14 protein-coding genes are annotated in these 16,029 nt (G+C 60.8%); 10 read left to right on the forward strand and 4 right to left on the reverse strand.

Annotation, left to right across the window (positions count from 1 at the left end):
• The first annotated feature begins 62 nt into the window (after positions 1 to 62).
• The 6 genes from Q0792_RS06005 (at position 63) to mdoH (ending at position 9,138) form a co-directional block, all read left to right on the forward strand.
• Complete coding sequence (locus Q0792_RS06005) at positions 63 to 1,685, forward strand: thiamine pyrophosphate-binding protein (protein ID WP_298837502.1); 1,623 nt, start codon at positions 63 to 65, stop codon at positions 1,683 to 1,685.
• Positions 1,669 to 2,877: a CaiB/BaiF CoA-transferase family protein gene (locus Q0792_RS06010; RefSeq protein WP_298837505.1), complete on the forward strand. Its 1,209-nt coding sequence runs from the start codon at positions 1,669 to 1,671 to the stop codon at positions 2,875 to 2,877. The genes Q0792_RS06005 and Q0792_RS06010 overlap by 17 nt, the downstream gene beginning before the upstream one ends.
• 182 nt (positions 2,878 to 3,059) lie before the next feature.
• Positions 3,060 to 4,409, forward strand: coding sequence for a tetratricopeptide repeat protein (locus Q0792_RS06015; protein ID WP_298837507.1), 1,350 nt, complete (start codon positions 3,060 to 3,062; stop codon positions 4,407 to 4,409).
• A gap of 48 nt (positions 4,410 to 4,457) precedes the next feature.
• Positions 4,458 to 5,735 carry an OpgC family protein gene (locus Q0792_RS06020; protein WP_298837510.1) on the forward strand — a complete coding sequence of 426 codons (1,278 nt, stop codon included), beginning with the start codon at positions 4,458 to 4,460 and terminating at the stop codon, positions 5,733 to 5,735.
• Positions 5,735 to 7,258, forward strand: coding sequence for a glucan biosynthesis protein (locus tag Q0792_RS06025; RefSeq protein ID WP_298837512.1), 1,524 nt, complete (start codon positions 5,735 to 5,737; stop codon positions 7,256 to 7,258). The genes Q0792_RS06020 and Q0792_RS06025 overlap by 1 nt, the downstream gene beginning before the upstream one ends.
• Positions 7,255 to 9,138, forward strand: coding sequence for a glucans biosynthesis glucosyltransferase MdoH (mdoH, locus tag Q0792_RS06030; RefSeq protein ID WP_298837514.1), 1,884 nt, complete (start codon positions 7,255 to 7,257; stop codon positions 9,136 to 9,138). The genes Q0792_RS06025 and mdoH overlap by 4 nt, the downstream gene beginning before the upstream one ends.
• Before the next feature lie 97 nt (positions 9,139 to 9,235).
• Here mdoH and Q0792_RS06035 read toward each other — a convergent pair whose 3' ends face one another.
• From Q0792_RS06035 to Q0792_RS06050, 4 genes are all read right to left on the reverse strand, one after another.
• On the reverse strand, positions 9,236 to 9,727 hold the full coding sequence (locus Q0792_RS06035) for a rhodanese-like domain-containing protein (RefSeq protein WP_298837516.1): 492 nt from the start codon (positions 9,725 to 9,727) through the stop codon (positions 9,236 to 9,238).
• A gap of 8 nt (positions 9,728 to 9,735) precedes the next feature.
• Positions 9,736 to 10,260 (reverse strand): YHS domain-containing (seleno)protein, encoded by a 525-nt coding sequence (locus tag Q0792_RS06040; protein ID WP_298837518.1) that lies wholly within the window; start codon positions 10,258 to 10,260, stop codon positions 9,736 to 9,738.
• 171 nt (positions 10,261 to 10,431) lie between these two features.
• Entirely contained in the window at positions 10,432 to 11,229 is a 798-nt protein-coding gene (locus Q0792_RS06045) for an SseB family protein (protein ID WP_298837519.1), read from the reverse strand.
• Positions 11,222 to 11,809: a uracil-DNA glycosylase family protein gene (locus Q0792_RS06050; RefSeq protein ID WP_298837521.1), complete on the reverse strand. Its 588-nt coding sequence runs from the start codon at positions 11,807 to 11,809 to the stop codon at positions 11,222 to 11,224. Before Q0792_RS06050 ends, Q0792_RS06045 begins: the two co-directional genes overlap by 8 nt.
• Positions 11,810 to 12,064: 255 nt before the next feature.
• Here Q0792_RS06050 and Q0792_RS06055 point away from each other — a divergent pair, with 255 nt between their 5' ends.
• From Q0792_RS06055 to Q0792_RS06070, 4 genes are all read left to right on the forward strand, one after another.
• Positions 12,065 to 12,409 carry a helix-turn-helix transcriptional regulator gene (locus Q0792_RS06055; RefSeq protein ID WP_298837523.1) on the forward strand — a complete coding sequence of 115 codons (345 nt, stop codon included), beginning with the start codon at positions 12,065 to 12,067 and terminating at the stop codon, positions 12,407 to 12,409.
• Positions 12,402 to 13,430 (forward strand): permease, encoded by a 1,029-nt coding sequence (locus Q0792_RS06060; RefSeq protein WP_298837526.1) that lies wholly within the window; start codon positions 12,402 to 12,404, stop codon positions 13,428 to 13,430. The genes Q0792_RS06055 and Q0792_RS06060 overlap by 8 nt, the downstream gene beginning before the upstream one ends.
• A gap of 206 nt (positions 13,431 to 13,636) precedes the next feature.
• Positions 13,637 to 14,296 (forward strand): ABC transporter ATP-binding protein, encoded by a 660-nt coding sequence (locus Q0792_RS06065; protein ID WP_298837529.1) that lies wholly within the window; start codon positions 13,637 to 13,639, stop codon positions 14,294 to 14,296.
• Entirely contained in the window at positions 14,274 to 16,028 is a 1,755-nt protein-coding gene (locus Q0792_RS06070; RefSeq protein ID WP_298837532.1) for a capsule biosynthesis protein, read from the forward strand. The genes Q0792_RS06065 and Q0792_RS06070 overlap by 23 nt, the downstream gene beginning before the upstream one ends.
• The last annotated feature ends 1 nt before the right edge of the window (position 16,029 follow it).

A 16,029-nucleotide genomic window follows, 5' to 3' on the forward strand; every position in this document is an offset into this window, starting at 1 on the left:
GAGTTGCGCTCGCGCGGGCATGGTATATGCCCTCTCTGGGAAATTAATCCGGAGGGAAACTGATGTCCGCACCTCAGACTATCCGCGCTGCAGACGCGCTCGCACGACGTCTCTTTGATGCTGGCTGCCGGTTTGCGTTTGGCATGCCGGGCGGCGAGGTTCTGACGCTGGTTGATGCTCTGGAGGCGGCGGGCATCCGGTTTATCCTTACGAAACACGAAAACGCCGCGGCCTTTATGGCAGAGGGCGTTTATCACCGCACCGGCGCGCCGGGCATTCTGGTGGCAACCGTGGGGCCGGGTGCGCTCAATGGCGTAAACGCGGTGGCCAATGCCCACCAGGACCGCGTGCCGGTTATCGTTCTTGCCGGTGCTGTGGATGCTGACGAAGCGCAGACCTACACGCATCAGGTTCTCGACCAGCAGGCGGTTTTCCGGCCCATTACCAAGGCAAGCTTTTCGCTTGTCCCCGGTGCGGCGCATGTCATTGCAGACAAGGCCGTTGCCATCGCCACAGAGGGCCGCCCCGGGCCCGTGCATATTGACGTGCCGATCAGCGTTGCAGACGCCCTGGTCGCAGCCCTGGCCCCGGCCACACGCACCGATGCCGCCAAAGTGGCACCCGCCGGACCTGATCTCGAAAAGGCCCGGAGCTGGCTGGCGGCAGCGCAGCGCCCGCTGCTGATCGTGGGCCTCGATGCAATGAATGACGGCGCAGGCGAACGGCTTGAAGCCTTTGCAACGAAACACAATTCACCGGTGATCACGACCTACAAAGCCAAGGGCCTGCTGGCTGAGGATCATCCGCTGGCGCTGGGGGGCGCCGGACTGTCACCGCTTGCGGACCGTCACCTTCTCCCGCTGGTGGCAAAGGCAGATCTGATTATCTGCCTTGGCTATGACCCGATCGAGATGCGTACCGGATGGCGTGACGCCTGGGATCCGCGGCACCAGAACGTCATCGATATCACTGCGGAACCCAATCACCATTACATGCACCAGTCCGGTCTGAATTTTATTGCCGATTGTGTGGCTTCGCTGGATGCGCTGTCCGACGGTCTGGATGCCGTTGACACCTGGACGGGCGGCGAGATTGAAGCGACCGCTCAGGCGCTGTCCGGCGCCTTCCCGAAAGATGACGACTGGGGGCCTGCCGGCGTTATCGCAACCTGCCGGGATGTCCTGCCCCGCGAAACGCTCGCAACTGTCGACAGCGGCGCCCACAGGATTCTGCTCAGCCAGATGTGGGAGTGCTATGAGCCGCGCGCGCTTACGCAGTCGACAGCCCTGTGTACGATGGGCTGTGCAATCCCGCTGGCCATGGGCGCGCAGGTTGCCGAACCCGACCGGCCTGTGGTTTCGTTCAGTGGCGATGCCGGTTTTCTGATGATCACAGGTGAACTCAGCACCGCGGCCGAACTCGGCCTGAAAACCATATTCGTGGTGTTTGTGGACGCCTCGCTGTCCCTGATCGAGCTGAAACAGCGCTCACGCCAGATGAAAAACAACGGCGTGGATTTTGCGCGGCATGACTTTGCAGCGATCGGCCGGGCTTTTGGCGGCGCGGGTCATACCGTGACAAACCGTGCAGAGCTTGAAAGCGCCCTGCAATCGGCGCTGACCTCCGACACCTTTACGGTGATTGCGGCCGAAATCGACCGGGGTGGCTATGACGGACGCATCTGACACACCGATGGCGCTGGACGGTCTGGTTGTCCTCGACCTGAGCCGTATTCTCGCAGGCCCCACCGCCACCCAGATGCTGGGTGACTTCGGTGCGACGGTGATCAAGATCGAAAACCCGAAAACCGGTGGTGATGATACGCGGGGCTGGGGTCCGAATTTTGCTCTGGATGAGAACGGCGAAAAGACTGATCTTTCTGCCTATTTCATGGCCGCCAACCGGAACAAACATTCGGTCGCCGTGGATCTGTCGTCGGCAGAGGGCCAGCAATTCGTCCACCGGCTTGCCGCCCGGGCCGACGTTGTCATCGAGAATTACAAACCCGGTGGTCTGGAAAAATACGGGCTGGATCACAGAACGCTCTGCGCGGCACATCCAGGCCTCGTTTACTGCTCCATTTCGGGCTTTGGCCAGACAGGCCCGAACAGCGCACAGCCTGGCTATGACCTGATGGCGCAGGGCTATGGCGGGATCATGTCGCTGACCGGCGATCCGGACGGCCCGCCCATGAAAACCGGTGTCGGCATCGCTGATGTGATGTGCGGCATGTACGCGACGATCGGTATCCTCGCCGCGCTGAGACACCGTGACGCGACGGGCGAAGGTCAGCATATCGACCTGTCGCTGGTCGATGCCCAGATGGCCTGGCTGATCAATGAAGGCACCAATTATCTGACCTCGGGCCGCGAACCGGTGCGCCGGGGCAACGCACATCCGAACATTGTCCCGTACGACGCTTTTGCGTGCTCGGACGGGCATGTGCTGATCGCTGTTGGCAATGATGCGCAGTTTGCGCGCTTCTGCGACGCCATCGGTCTGAGCGGATTGTCCCTGGATGTCAGGTTCACAACGAATGTGGGCCGGATCGAAAACCGCGATCAACTGATCACCCTTCTGGCCCCGGCGATTGCGGGGTTTAAGATGTCTGACCTGCTGCAGAAACTGCATGACGTAAAGGTTCCGGCGGGCCCGATTCACACGGTTTCCCAGGCGCTCAATTCTGACCAGGCAAAGGCGCGTGGCACAGTCGTCAGTGTCCGGGCAGACGGGCTGGCGGACGGTCATGTGCGCCTGCTCGCGAACCCTCTGAAACTGTCGCGCACTCCGGTTAAGTACCGTAAAGCACCACCTGTTTTCGGGCAGGACACGAGCACCGTCAGTCGGATGTTCGGACTGCAGCCGCCAAAAGCGTAACATTCCCGGACTGACCGGCCGGAATTCGCCGGTTGGCCCATCATCCGGCTGCAATTTGCTGAAATATTGGAAGGATCGGGACACATGGCTTCACGTTGGCGTGTGTCCGCCTGGGTATGGCTTCGCCGGGCGCGATATTGCGGTAAACAAAGAAAACGAAACGCTAAAGAGGCGCAAACCTGATGAAGTACGATATCTGCCAGAGCCCGGTGTCCCTGAGAACCGAAGAGGCTCTTTCGGAATGGAACGATATGGTTCATGCCTTTCTGGCGCATGGCACGGCGACACCCACACATCTGGGCGCGGTAATGAAAAGCCATCCGGATTTTGCGATGGGCCATGCCGCACGCGGGCTTTTCTCGATGATGATGGGACGCAGGGAGCTGGTCACAGTCGCTCATGAGGCTGCGGCCGCCGCTCATGCTGCCGCGGCCGACGGGTCCGTTACACCCCGGGAACGCGCATGGATCGACGCGCTGGATCACTGGCTCGCAGGCAGCCTTACCGGTGCGGTGGCCGAAATGGAAAAGGTACTTGCGCAGAATCCGGCTGACACGCTGTCTGCAAAGGTCAGCCACGCCATCCGCTTTATTCTGGGCGATGCAACCGGCATGCGCCGCTCCATCGAACGGGTCCTTGACGCCCATGGCGAGGATCACAGACTGCGCGGCTTTGCCCTTGGCTGCCACGCCTTTGCGCTGGAGGAAACCGGCGACTACGAGATGGCAGAAAAAGCCGGCCGTCACGGGCTGGTACTCGTGCCGCAGGACAGCTGGGGGCTGCATGCCGTCACGCATGTCTACGACATGACAGCCCGCTCGGACGATGGCATTCGCATGATCGAGGATCACACAAGTGCCTGGGACCACTGCAACAATTTCCGCTATCACGTCTGGTGGCACAAAGCGCTGCTGCATCTTGACCGTGGCGAAATGGACGTGGCCCTCGGGCTTTATGATGCTCAGATCCGTGCTGACAAAACTGACGACTATCGTGATATTTCCAACGCCACGTCGCTTCTGACACGGCTCGAGCTGGAAGGTGTGGATGTTGGTCCGCGCTGGAACGAGCTGGCTGATCTGTCCCAGAACCGCACGGACGATGGCTGTGTGGTCTTTGCAGATCTGCACTACATGCTGGCCCTTACAGGTGCTGACCGCCCTGACGCTATCGCAGATATGACCGCACGTTTCGCCCGCGACGCCGCACAGGAAGGCGAGATGCAGTCGCGCTATGCCGATCCGGGTGTTGCAGCACTTGCAGGTCTGAACGCTTTTGCCGAGGGTCGCTATGATGCCGCGTTCGCGGATCTGGCCGCCGCGCGCCCCGCGATGCAGACCATCGGTGGCAGCCATGCCCAGCGCGATGTGTTCGAGCGTCTTACCATTGATGCCGGTCTGCGCGCCGGCCGCTATGACGCGACCGAGACAATTCTGCATGACCGCCTTGCACGGCGGGCCGGCAGAGCGGACCGCTTTACCACGTCCCGGATGGAGGCAATCTCGCAGGCACGGCGAATCCCTGCGCAGTGAACCCGGCTGCCTGATGACAATCCTGAACGTAACGCATAAAGACCGGCTATGACCCTTGCCGACCCAGATACCGTTACCGCCGGCATGTCCGGTGCTGCTGCGGCGCATTCTGCCTCGCAGGGCGGCGCGCGCGTGCGCGACCTGCGCCTGGATTTTTTCCGTGGTATTGCGATGTTCATCATCCTTTTTGCGCATACGCCCGGAAATTTCTTTACGTCATGGATACCTGCGCGCTGGGGTTTTTCAGACGCCACCGAGATATTTGTATTCTGCTCTGGTATGGCCTCTGCCATCGCTTTCGGCTCTACTTTTGACCGTGCGGGTTTTGCACTGGGAACTGCGCGGGTCGCTTATCGTGTCTGGCAGGTTTACTGGGCGCATGTGGGTCTGTTTGTGGCCACCGTCGCGCTGGTCGTATTCCTGACCGACCTTGAGATCACCGGCCGGAACTACTGGGGCCAGCTGAACCTCTGGCCGCTCTTTGTCGAAAGCGAACGCTGGACCAATCAGGATATCTGGCTCAGCTTTGTCACACTGCGCTATGTACCGAATTATTTCGACATTCTGCCGATGTATATGGTCGTGCTGATCATGATGCCGGTGATTATGGCCCTGTCACGGGTCAATCTCTGGCTGGTGGCCGCCTTTATTGCGCTTACCTGGCTGATGGGCCAGCGCGCGCTGACCGAGACCCTCGGCCTGCCGCACTGGAACTTTCTGGCCGAGCCCTGGGTCAAGGACAACGGTTCACAGCGTGAGTGGTTCTTTAATCCTTTCGGCTGGCAGCTGATTTTCTTTACTGGTTTTGCGTTTATGCGCGGCTGGCTTCCGAAGCCGCCGGTGAACACGACACTGATTGCTCTGGCTCTGTTTCTTGTTCTGGCAAACATTCCACTGAGCAATATCGGCGTCCGCGAGTTCGGGTTTGACTGGGCGCGCGAGTGGCGGATCGGGAACCGCGCATGGATTACCAAATCTGACTTTGGCATCCTGCGCTATGTTCATTTTCTGGCGCTGGCCTATATCTGCTGGGTCGCTGCGGGCGACAAAGGTGCGCGGCTTCTGGCGACGGGCGCAGGTCTGTGGGCCCGTATCTGGCAGCGCCTTTTGTCCATCATACTGAAGGTAGGCCAGCAATCGCTTGCCGTTTTCATCGTCAGCATGTTCACGGCCCGCTTCAGCGGCTTTGCGATGGACGTGCTGGGCCGGGATGTCTGGACTGTCGTTGCTGTCAATCTTGCCGGTATGGGCGTTCTTGTTCTCACCGCTTACAGCGCCGGCTGGTTCAAATCCCAGCCCTGGCGTACCCGAAAGGCAGGTGCATGATGCTGCGACGTGATGTTCTGAAATCTCTGGCAGCGATGGCCGCTGTTCCTGCTGCGGCACTGGCCGCAGAACCTGGTCTGCAACTGGGCGACGGTGTTCCGTTTGACGCAGAAACCGTTGTCAGCCGCGCTCGTGCACTGGCTGCAAGCCCGTATACCCCGCGTCCGATGATCCCCGAAACCTGGCGCAATCTGACCTATGACCAGTATCGCAAGATATGGTTCGACAGCCGGAATGCCCTCTGGGAGGGGTCCGACAGGCCCCAGCGTGTCGATGTTTTCCCGCCGGGCCTCTATTTTCCGCAGCCGGTTGAGATCAATGTGATCGAGGCGGGCCGTGCCCGTCCTCTGGCCTTTGACATGAACGTCTTCGACAAGACGGACAAATTCCCCGACGTCGAGATCGACAGCACACTGGGCTATTCCGGACTGAGGCTGCGCGCCGAACTGCAGGAACCGGGCATCTTCCAGGAATATGCCGTGTTTCAGGGCGCAAGCTATTTCCGCGGAATTGGCACCGGCGAAATCTATGGCCTGTCCGCGCGTGGTCTGGCGCTGCGCACCGGTGACCCGTCCGGCGAGGAATTCCCGGATTTCACGGCATTCTGGCTCGAAACGCCTCAGTCGGGTGCGCGGAATGTCGTGCTCCATGCGCTTCTGGACAGCCCAAGCTGTACCGGCGCTTACCGCTTTGACATCTCGCACGGCGAAGTTCTGCAGATGAAGGTCAGTGCGACGCTTTTTGCCCGCGAAGAGATGCGGCACGTGGGCATCGCACCTCTCACGTCCATGTTCCTTTTTGATGAGACAATGCGCCAGCGGTTCTCTGATTTCCGTCCCGCGGTGCACGACAGCGACGGGCTGCTCATCCACAACGGAGCCGGCGAAGTGATCTGGCGTCCGCTCGCGAACCCCGTATCGCTGCAGATAAGTGCGTTTTCCGACAACAATCCACGCGGTTTTGGTCTGATGCAGCGCCCCCGCGACTTCGGAGACTTCGCAGACCTGGAGGCACTGTACCACAAGCGCCCTGCCCTCTGGGTGACACCCGGCGAGGACTGGGGACAAGGATCCGTTACGCTTGTGGAAATCCCCGCTGATCTTGAGATTTACGACAATATTGTCGCCTACTGGCGCCCGTCGCGCCCCATTGCAGCGGGCGAAAGCCACCAGATGAGCTATACGCTCGACTGGGGTGCATCGCCTGCCCCGGCGACCGGCATGCCGCTGCGTGTCCTGAACACGGCAATTGGTGGTCGCCCCGAGGGAGGCAATATCGTCGCAATCGATTTCGAGGACGGCGCTCTGGTCCCTGAGGATCTGTCGCGCATCGACATTCTCGTACGGGGCAGTGCGGGTGACGTGACGCCCGGTCTGGTCCAGCGCAATCCGGAAACGAATGGTCCGCGCCTTGCCTTCACGTTCATACCGGGCGAAGCGGACCTTATTGAGTTCCGCGCGCAACTCCGGCTCGACGGCGCGCCGCTGAGCGAAGTCTGGCTTTACCGCTGGACCGCCGGATGACGGAAGGCCCGCTCATATCAATGCCCGCGCGCGCGCCGTTGCGAATGGATGCGCAGGATCTTGCGGCCCGTCCGCAACCGCGTGGCGCGCAAACCTCACCGCCGGCACGGGCGACGCGCTGGCGGCTGGGCGTTTTCCTGCCTGCTCTTGTCGGTACCGCACTGATGGTCAGCGCGATGTATGGCTGGCTGTCTGAAACCGGTATGACAGGCCTGGAATGGGCGCTGCTCACCATGATTGGTGCGACATTTGTCTGGGTCTCGCTGTCGGTGAGCACGATCGGTGTGGCGGTCGCAGGGCTGCTCGCACGCGAAGACGCAGATGACCCGGACATTGCGCAGGCACAGGGCCTTGATGTGGCGCTTCTTGTCCCGGTCTATAACGAGAACCCCAGTGACGTCTTCGGTAATGCCGCTGCTATGCTGGATGATCTGGCACGCCGTGACAGTCCGCATCGCTACACTCTTTTTGTTCTGTCCGACACCTCGGACGATGCCATTGCCGCAGATGAGGCGCGCGCATTCGGCGCGCTGAAGGCCAGTGCGCCTGCCGGATTTGACGTACACTACCGCCGGCGCGTGGCCAATACAGACAAAAAGGTCGGCAACCTTGTCGACTGGATCACCGGCTGGGGTGCCGCCTGGGAAGCTATGGTCGTTCTGGATGCTGACAGCCTGATGACCGGCAAGGCCATTGACCGTCTCGCAAGCGAGCTCAGCCGCGACCCGGATGCGGGCCTTATCCAGACCTTTCCGATGCTGATCGGTGCAGGCACCCTCTTTGCGCGGCTTCAGCAGTTTTCCAACATTGCCTATGGCTGGCTGCTTGCAGAGGGGCTTGCCAACTGGGCGCGCACCGAAGGCAATTACTGGGGTCACAATGCTATCATCCGCACCCGCGCCTTTGCCGCCTCCGCGGGACTGCCGCATCTGGCCGGACGGGGCGGGCGTTCGGAGCTGATCCTGAGCCATGATTTCGTTGAGGCCGGCCTCTTGCGCCGCGCGGGCTGGCAGGTACGCTTCCTCCCGCGCGTGACAGGCAGTTTTGAGGAAACGCCGGGCACGCTCATTGACTACGTGCTGCGTGACCAGCGCTGGTGCCGGGGCAACCTGCAGCACCTGCGCCTGTTACGTACTGCCGGGCTCCACCCCGTTTCACGGTTTCACCTGCTGCACGGTGCGGTTGCCTATCTGCTGTCGCCTGCATGGTTTGGCCTGCTGGTGATCTGGGCGCTTCTGGGCAAGGATTCCGAAACAAACGTTATTCGCTACTTCAACGAGGCAAATCCGCTCTTCCCGGACTGGCCTCCGGCAATGAGCCATATCGATTCCGCAGTATTCCTTGTGATCATGTATGCAATGTTGCTGACCCCCAAGATGGTTGGCGCAGGAATCATCGCTCTGCACCCCAAGGCCACGCGGGTCTATGGGGGGCGGCCCGCTTTTCTGGCCGCTTTTCTGGTGGAAATCGTGCTGTCGGTCGCCTACGCGCCTGTGCTGATGATCCAGCAGACGCGCGCGGTCGTGCGTGCCGCGCTCGGTCGTGCGGATCCGTGGGCACCGCAGGTGCGTGACGCGCGCGCCTATCCCTTTGGAGTTCTTGTACGGTTCCACTGGGCGGAAACCGTGCTGGGGCTGATCCTGCTCGCCGGGCTGATATCGGGCCTTGTTTCCCTGTGGCTTATCCCGATCGCGGCCAGTCTTTGCCTCGCGGTGCCGCTCTCTGCACTGAGCGCGCTGCCTGTATCGCGCCACATGCCCGGACCGCTGAGCATGAACAGCCCCTATACTTTGCGGGAACCAGCCATCGTATCCCGCGCCAGGGTGCAACGGCGCCGGCTGGCAGACCTGCTGAGAAATGCAGGTATGCCTGCGGAGTAAACCAGGTAACTTAAATGACAAAACCCGCCCAAAGCCGGGGGGACAGCTGTCGGGCGGGTTGCGGCATCGCCCGAAGGCGTGCCTGTTCTTTTAAGGCTCAGGGCCGGTAAACAGGGAGTTCCCGCTTGATCCATCCGGGACCGGCGCCGGAGCCCAGCATACCCTCGGGCACATCGATGATCTGCGTAAAACCGGCGGCCTGCAGCCGTTCTGTCATACGTCGGGACCGCACGCCGCGCGCGCAGATCAGTGCGACGGGTTTTCCGCGGTCGCCACCGGTCCGGACAAGCAGTTCGTCGATGAAATCCGCCCGGCGCATGTCGATCGGCACAGCGCCCTCGCCAACACCCCAGCGTTCCCATTCGTCGGGACGCCGGATGTCTACCAGGGTAATCTCGCCGGCACCGGACGCGCGATGCGCCTCAACAGGGCTGATCGCGGCCTCGCCATCGTTCTCGGCCAGTACATTGTACCACTGCGCCGCCACGGCGCCGCCTGTGGCAATCCCTGCGAGCCCCAGAACCAGAGCACCCCGCCGCGTCATACGCGACGGGGGTTTTTGCTGCCCGTTCCCGGAAGGATCAGACATGGTCATGTTCAGTTGACCGGCGCTGAGCTGGAAAACTGAGGGATGGCGCGGTCGGATGCTGCGGCAGATTCAATGCTCACCCAGTTGTTTTCGGATTTGGACAGGTTGCCCGAAATGTCTTCTTCCCAGAAGCCCACAACGTTTTTCGTGATGTTCAGGTAAAGCTTGCCGTCCACGATACGCCACAGGTTCGGGTTGGCCGGCACCTTGCCACCCTGCGCCACACCATAGGCGCAGTGGCCATCATACTGTGGTGCATACGCGGCCGGGTTCGCGACAAAACGGTCGCGGTTGGCTTCGGAAGAAAAGGCAAAGACGGCGCCATTGTATTCGGCTGTGATGTCCTTGTCGCCAGGGACAGCGGCGGGCTGGGATGTACCAACGGGGGACTGTTCGAGGTCGAAGTAGGCGACCACATCATAGCCCGACACAGCAAATCCTGTCGGATCAACATACTGGTCGCCAGCAAAGGACGCAGTTGCAAAAGTCACCACTGCTGCAGTGGCAGCCAGAAGGTTCAGGGGGAAACGCATTGTCGCATACTCCGGTTGTGTAAGTTCAGGCGGACCCTGTGTCCACCGGTAGGACAGATGTAGAGGGTGCGGACCGCTCTGTGCACCCTGTTACGGTCATCCTCTCAGGCTTGTGAAAATCGGGCGTATCCCGTGATCAGTTTGTGAAAATGCTCCAGCAGACAGCGTGGTTTATTTCAGCCGTGGCGGATTGTCGGGGTCCGTGCCGGGCGCCGGGCGCTGCCCGGGCGGGCTTTGTTGCGGCTGTGGCAGGTCAAAACGCAGGCCGGTACGTTCCAGACGCTCCACGATGCTTTCAGAGCTCCTGAAAAAGCCGACGTCCAGTGCTCCCGCCTCAATCCCCGAAAAGGTCAGCGCTTCGGCAACAGCCCGGGCCAGCGCGTCTTCTGCTGCGGGCACCGCATCCACAAACGCAAGCATGTGACCTTTTGCACGTGTTTCATACGTGACGCTCACCAGGCAGGCAAAACGTGCCAGACCCATCGCTGTTGCCAGTTTTGTGTCGATCGCAGCAATAAGCCTGTCCGGCAAACCTGCCGGCACCTGTACCTTTGCCACCCGTGCCTGGACTTCATCGGGCGTGTTATCCAGTGTCTCGTTCAGCCAGGAAACGGCTTCGACCGGCAGCAATGCGGATGAGGGTGCCACATCAAGGTTCAGCCCCAGACTGATGCCCTGATCCTGCAGCATCCCCGCAATGACCCGGCCCGAAAGCGCAACATAGGGGGTTGCCTGACCGGCAAAGCCTGCCAGTCTTTCAGGGCGGTCGAAAACCAGCACATATCGCGCGTCGCCCACGTCAAAGAGCTCTGGCGTGACCATGTCATCGCCTGTCCCCGGTTCTTCTGCGAGCATGAGGCACAGTTCTGCATCTGCCAGACGTTCGTAAAAACCCAGCCGTGCCGCGTCATCGTCCGGCGCTGCAGTCATGGCAAGATATGCAGCATCCAGTGGGGTTTCTTCAGTCATTGATCGCCTCATGAACCGCCTGTCTCAGGTCCGGCAGAACATCGGCCTCAAACCAGGGATTTTTCTTCAGCCACCCTGTATTCCGCCAGCTTGGATGCGGCAAGGCCCACACACCCCGGTCACGACCCGGCTGTTCACGCACGGCAGCCGTCACTGATGCGACTTTGCCGAGGTGGTACTTCATCGCGTAACCACCGATCACGAGTGTTACAGCGACATCCGGGAGCATCGCCAGCACGGATGCCCGCCACGTTCTGGCACAGACCGGCGGCGGCGGCAGATCAGATCCCTTTGCATCATATCCTGGAAAACAGAAGGCCATGGGAACAACGGCGATCCGGTCACGGTCGTAAAAGGTCTCCGGATCTGTCTGCAGCCAACTTCTGAGGCGGTCACCCGACGGATCTGTGAAAGGCCTGCCATCGAGGTGTACCCGCATGCCAGGTGCCTGACCTGCAATCAGCACGCGCGCGCGCGGGCGAAACCATACGATTGGTCGGGGCGCATGTCCTGTCTCAGTGTCAGCAAATCGGTCTTTACACAGCGAACAGCTGGCCAGTTCTGCGGAAACATCCTTCATAGGCGTGACGTAATGCCTGCAGCTCCCCGTGCCTAGCCCCTGAGTCCAACAACAGGCCCGCGCACGGTTTTGTGTGCGCGGCGTTTGTGGAACCGGAACCGGTCGCGCCGGTCGTTCTGGTCCACTGCCTGCATCAGGCGGACAACGGGGCGTTTGTCGCGTATGGGCTGTTACGAAGGGACACGCGGCGCTTCATTTCGACATATATCGAAATAACTCTTGTGGATCCGCATTTATTTCTATACTTCTCGAAATATGGAAAATAAACCGCTGAATATCGCCGACCTGACCATTGCCGCAGCACAGTTTGCCGCACTTGGGTCCGAACAAAGGCTTGCCGTACTGCGCTGTCTTGTACGCGCAGGACCAGCGGGGCTGAGCATTGGAATGCTTGGCGAACGGACGGGCATAACAGGTTCTACCCTGACGCATCACATGAAAATCCTGACATCCGCAGGTCTCGTTGCACAGCAGCGCCAGGGGCGCAGTATCATCTGCGCTGCAGTTGCTTTTGACGATGTGCAGAGGCTTTCCGCCTTTCTGCTGAATGAATGCTGCGCAGATGCGCAACCGGAAAAGGACGGGGGCCCTCATGGCTGACACAACTGCTTTCAGCGCTACAATCCGGCGCATTCCCAACCCTGGTGCCTGGGGGATCACCGCCGGCCTGCTCGTGCTGGTTTTCGTTTTTGACACCGCCCGGATCGGAGGCACCATCTCCTTCGCACTTGGTGCCCTGGCAGGAACGGCACCATTTATCCTTTTTGCGGTGCTGGCCGTGGCCTGGCTCAAGGCTACCGGCGCTGAATCCCTTCTTGCCCGCGCTTTCGAAGGCAGACAGTCCCGGATGATCCTGATGGCGGCCCTGCTGGGCGGGCTCTCTCCGTTCTGCAGCTGCGAGGTAATCCCCTTTATCGCCGCCCTTCTGGCGGTGGGCGCGCCACTCAGCGCCGTTATGGCGTTCTGGCTCGCCTCACCCCTGATGGATCCGGCAATGTTCGCCATCACCTCCGGGATCCTTGGCTGGGAATTCGCTGTTGCCAAAACACTGTCGGCAGTGGGACTGGGCCTGCTCGGAGGATTTGGCACCATGCTGTTTGCCGGCACACCCGTGTTCCGTGACCCGCTGCGCGAACGCCCGGCCGTGGGCGGGTGCTGTGGCGCGTCACGTCCATTTTCCGGGGCACCCGTCTGGCGCTTCTGGCACCACAGCGACCGCCGCGACACCTTCCGCAAAACCGCCTGGGAGAACGCGCTTTTCCTGCTGAAGTGGCTCACACTGGCCTATGTTGTCGAGGCGCTGATGCTGGCATATGTCCCGGCAGAAATGATTGCCGGTCTGCTCGGGGGTGATGGTATCGGCCCGATCGTGCTGGGCGCTCTTGTCGGCGCACCTGCTTACCTGAACGGCTACGCTGCGGTACCTCTGGTCGACGCCCTGCTGGCGCAGGGCATGGCAGCAGGGGCGGCCATGTCGTTTGTCATTGCAGGCGGCGTCAGCTCGATCCCGGCGGCGATTGCGGTCTGGGCGCTGGTAAAACCACGCATCTTTGCGGCCTACCTGACCTTTGCCCTGATCGGCGCAGTCATTGCCGGTCTCGCCTGGCAGGCCGTCGCCTGATACCCGCATGGCGGGAAGTTGCGCATGACGTGGGGGGCGTGGGCGTGTTACCGCCTGCAGCCGGAGACAATGCCCGGCCCTTCTTGTACATTTGTTTCAGTTTTCGACATAATGTGGCCCAATTCGGTAGATAATCCGTAAATAAGCTCTGGTACCAAAGAGCACCAAAACCCGTGTTCGGGACAAAAGGGGCAGACGGAGCAGTCATGCTGGCGTTCGAGAATGTATCCAAGTCCTTCTGGACAGGGACTCAGCACAAGGTCATCCTGGATCAGGTGTCCTTTCGTGTCGAGCTGGGCAATTCGCTCGGCATTCTCGCGCCCAACGGAACCGGTAAAACAACCCTCATCAATATGATGGCAGGCCTGGAAAAACCCGACAGCGGTGAAATCCGCCGCGGATGCAACATATCGTTCCCGCTGGGCTTCATGGGCGGCGTCGTAAACAAGGTGTCGGCGGTCGAAAACGCGCGGTACATCGCGCGGCTCTACGGTCTGGACCCCGACTACGTCGAGAGCTTCTGCCGCTGGCTGTGCAATCTCGATGAATACTTTGAGCAACCGCTGGGAACCTATTCTGCGGGCATGCGCGCCCGGTTTTCGTTTTCCCTGATGCTCGCGCTCGACTTTGACATGTATCTGATCGACGAGGGCATGCCCTCAACCACTGACGTGGAGTTCAACCGCAAAGCCGGTGAAGTTCTGCGCGAACGCCTCCGCACAACGACAATCGTAATCGTGTCACACCAGCCGGAAACGCTGGAAAAGTTTGCCAGGTCAGCAGCAGTGCTGATCGGTGGGCAACTTCACATGTTTGACACTCTGGAAGAAGCGAAGCAGCTCTATGACTACGAAACCCACAGCTAAGAAGTACCGCATCCGGCGGACAGGCCCGGGTCTGAGCGCTGACGCAGCCGATCCGTCCCGTCGACCGGTTTCACCGGATGCGGCCCGTGCGCAGGCTGAAGCCGAAGTCCTCGCAGCGCGCAAAGCGAGGCAACAGCAGTTGCAGCAGCAACAGGCACAGCAGTCGGCGCAGCAGCAGACTCGGCAGACATCCGGGCAACCCACCAGTCCTGAACGGAAAGCCCCGGCGCAGTCCGGCCAGCCATCTGGTCAGAAACCTTCCACCGCTGGGACAGGCGACGCGACAGCAGCTGAACTGGACGCGATCCGCCGCGAAGGTCTGACAGGGCGCCAGCTGCGCATGGCGCGCCGCGTGGCCCAGAAACACGGTATGGCCCCGACATCCGACTTTGACGCTGTGCGTCTGCTGCGCAAACGCGGTATTGACCCGTTCCAGCGATCCAACATGCTGGAACTGGTGGTACCGCCCGGACCGGCAGATGGAACGGGCGCGTCCGGCGAACGCAGGGCGCGCGTCCAGCTGCCCCAGACTGTCCCCGCACCCGGCGAAAACCTGCCCTCGACCGATCTCAGTCCCGCCGAGCAGCGTAACCGCCAGATCTCCGAGATTCAGCAGGACATCACGCGCCGCCGCAAACGCAAGATGCGCATGCTGATGGCGCGCCTTGCCGCTTTTGTAATTCTGCCGACGATACTGGCGGGCTGGTACTTTTTTGCCGTGGCAACGCCGATGTACGCCACCAAAGCCGAGTTTCTGATCCTTCAGGCCGATGGTCAGGGTTCTGGCCCCGCAGCCGGCCTGCTGAGTGGTACGCAGTTTGCGACCTCTGCCGACAGTATCGCCGTGCAGTCCTATCTGCAGTCAACCGAAGCGATGCTGCGGCTTGACCGGGATGTCGGCTTTAAATCGCACTTCTCGCAGCCTACTATCGATCCGATCCAGCGGCTTTCACCCGACCCGACGAACGAGGAAGCCTACAGGACCTACCAGAAGTCCGTGAAAGTCGGCTATGATCCGACCGAAGGCGTGCTGCGGATGGAAGTGATTGCAGCAGATCCGCAGATCAGTGCCCGCTACAGCGAAGCGCTGATTGCCTACGCCGAGGAGCGGGTGAATAACCTCAGCCAGCAAAAACGCGGCGATCAGATGGCTGATGCAGAAGAAAGTTTCCGCAAAGCAGACGCCGAACGGCGGGCGGCACAGGAAGCTCTGGTAAACCTGCAGATTCAGGGAGCCACCCTGGACCCGGAAGCCGTTATCGCAAGTCTGCGATCGCAGATCACCCAGATCGAACTGCAGATCCTGGAAAAAGAACTGCAACTGGCCGCGCTGCTGGACAATGCCCGGCCAAACCAGTCCCGCGTTGATGGTGCACGTGGTGACATCCGGCGCCTGAACGACCAGCTTGATGAGCTGAATACCCGGATGACAGACGCCAGCCAGGGCGAGAACTCTCTCGCTCAGCTCAGCGTGCGCATCCAGATGGCGCAGGCCGACCTCGCAACCCGTGACATGCTGCTGCAGTCAGCACTGCAGCAGATGGAACAGACGCGCCTTGAGGCGAACCGCCAGGTGCGTTACCTGACCATCAGCGTCCAGCCTGTTGCGCCACAGGAAGCCAGCTATCCGCGCAGCTTTGAGAATACCGTGCTGGCGTTCTTGATCTTTGCGGGCATCTACCTGATGGTCTCTCTGACTTCTTCCATTCTCAGAGAACAGGTGACTTCCTGAT

Origin of the sequence: uncultured Roseobacter sp. (assembly GCF_947495025.1) — a bacterium.
Lineage (GTDB): Bacteria > Pseudomonadota > Alphaproteobacteria > Rhodobacterales > Rhodobacteraceae > Roseobacter.

Bases quoted from the DNA above. Each gene is read 5' to 3' on its own strand.
- Q0792_RS06010 (WP_298837505.1), top strand. From the start codon at position 1,669: ATGACGGACGCATCTGACACACCGATGGCGCTGGACGGTCTGGTTGTC.
- Q0792_RS06040 (WP_298837518.1), bottom strand. From the start codon at position 10,260: ATGCGTTTCCCCCTGAACCTTCTGGCTGCCACTGCAGCAGTGGTGACT.
- Q0792_RS06035 (WP_298837516.1), bottom strand. From the start codon at position 9,727: ATGTCTGATCCTTCCGGGAACGGGCAGCAAAAACCCCCGTCGCGTATG.
- Q0792_RS06025 (WP_298837512.1), top strand. From the start codon at position 5,735: ATGCTGCGACGTGATGTTCTGAAATCTCTGGCAGCGATGGCCGCTGTT.
- Q0792_RS06005 (WP_298837502.1), top strand. From the start codon at position 63: ATGTCCGCACCTCAGACTATCCGCGCTGCAGACGCGCTCGCACGACGT.
- Q0792_RS06065 (WP_298837529.1), top strand. From the start codon at position 13,637: ATGCTGGCGTTCGAGAATGTATCCAAGTCCTTCTGGACAGGGACTCAG.
- Q0792_RS06050 (WP_298837521.1), bottom strand. From the start codon at position 11,809: ATGAAGGATGTTTCCGCAGAACTGGCCAGCTGTTCGCTGTGTAAAGAC.
- Q0792_RS06045 (WP_298837519.1), bottom strand. From the start codon at position 11,229: ATGACTGAAGAAACCCCACTGGATGCTGCATATCTTGCCATGACTGCA.
- mdoH (WP_298837514.1), top strand. From the start codon at position 7,255: ATGACGGAAGGCCCGCTCATATCAATGCCCGCGCGCGCGCCGTTGCGA.
- Q0792_RS06015 (WP_298837507.1), top strand. From the start codon at position 3,060: ATGAAGTACGATATCTGCCAGAGCCCGGTGTCCCTGAGAACCGAAGAG.
- Q0792_RS06070 (WP_298837532.1), top strand. From the start codon at position 14,274: ATGACTACGAAACCCACAGCTAAGAAGTACCGCATCCGGCGGACAGGC.
- Q0792_RS06055 (WP_298837523.1), top strand. From the start codon at position 12,065: ATGGAAAATAAACCGCTGAATATCGCCGACCTGACCATTGCCGCAGCA.
- Q0792_RS06020 (WP_298837510.1), top strand. From the start codon at position 4,458: ATGACCCTTGCCGACCCAGATACCGTTACCGCCGGCATGTCCGGTGCT.
- Q0792_RS06060 (WP_298837526.1), top strand. From the start codon at position 12,402: ATGGCTGACACAACTGCTTTCAGCGCTACAATCCGGCGCATTCCCAAC.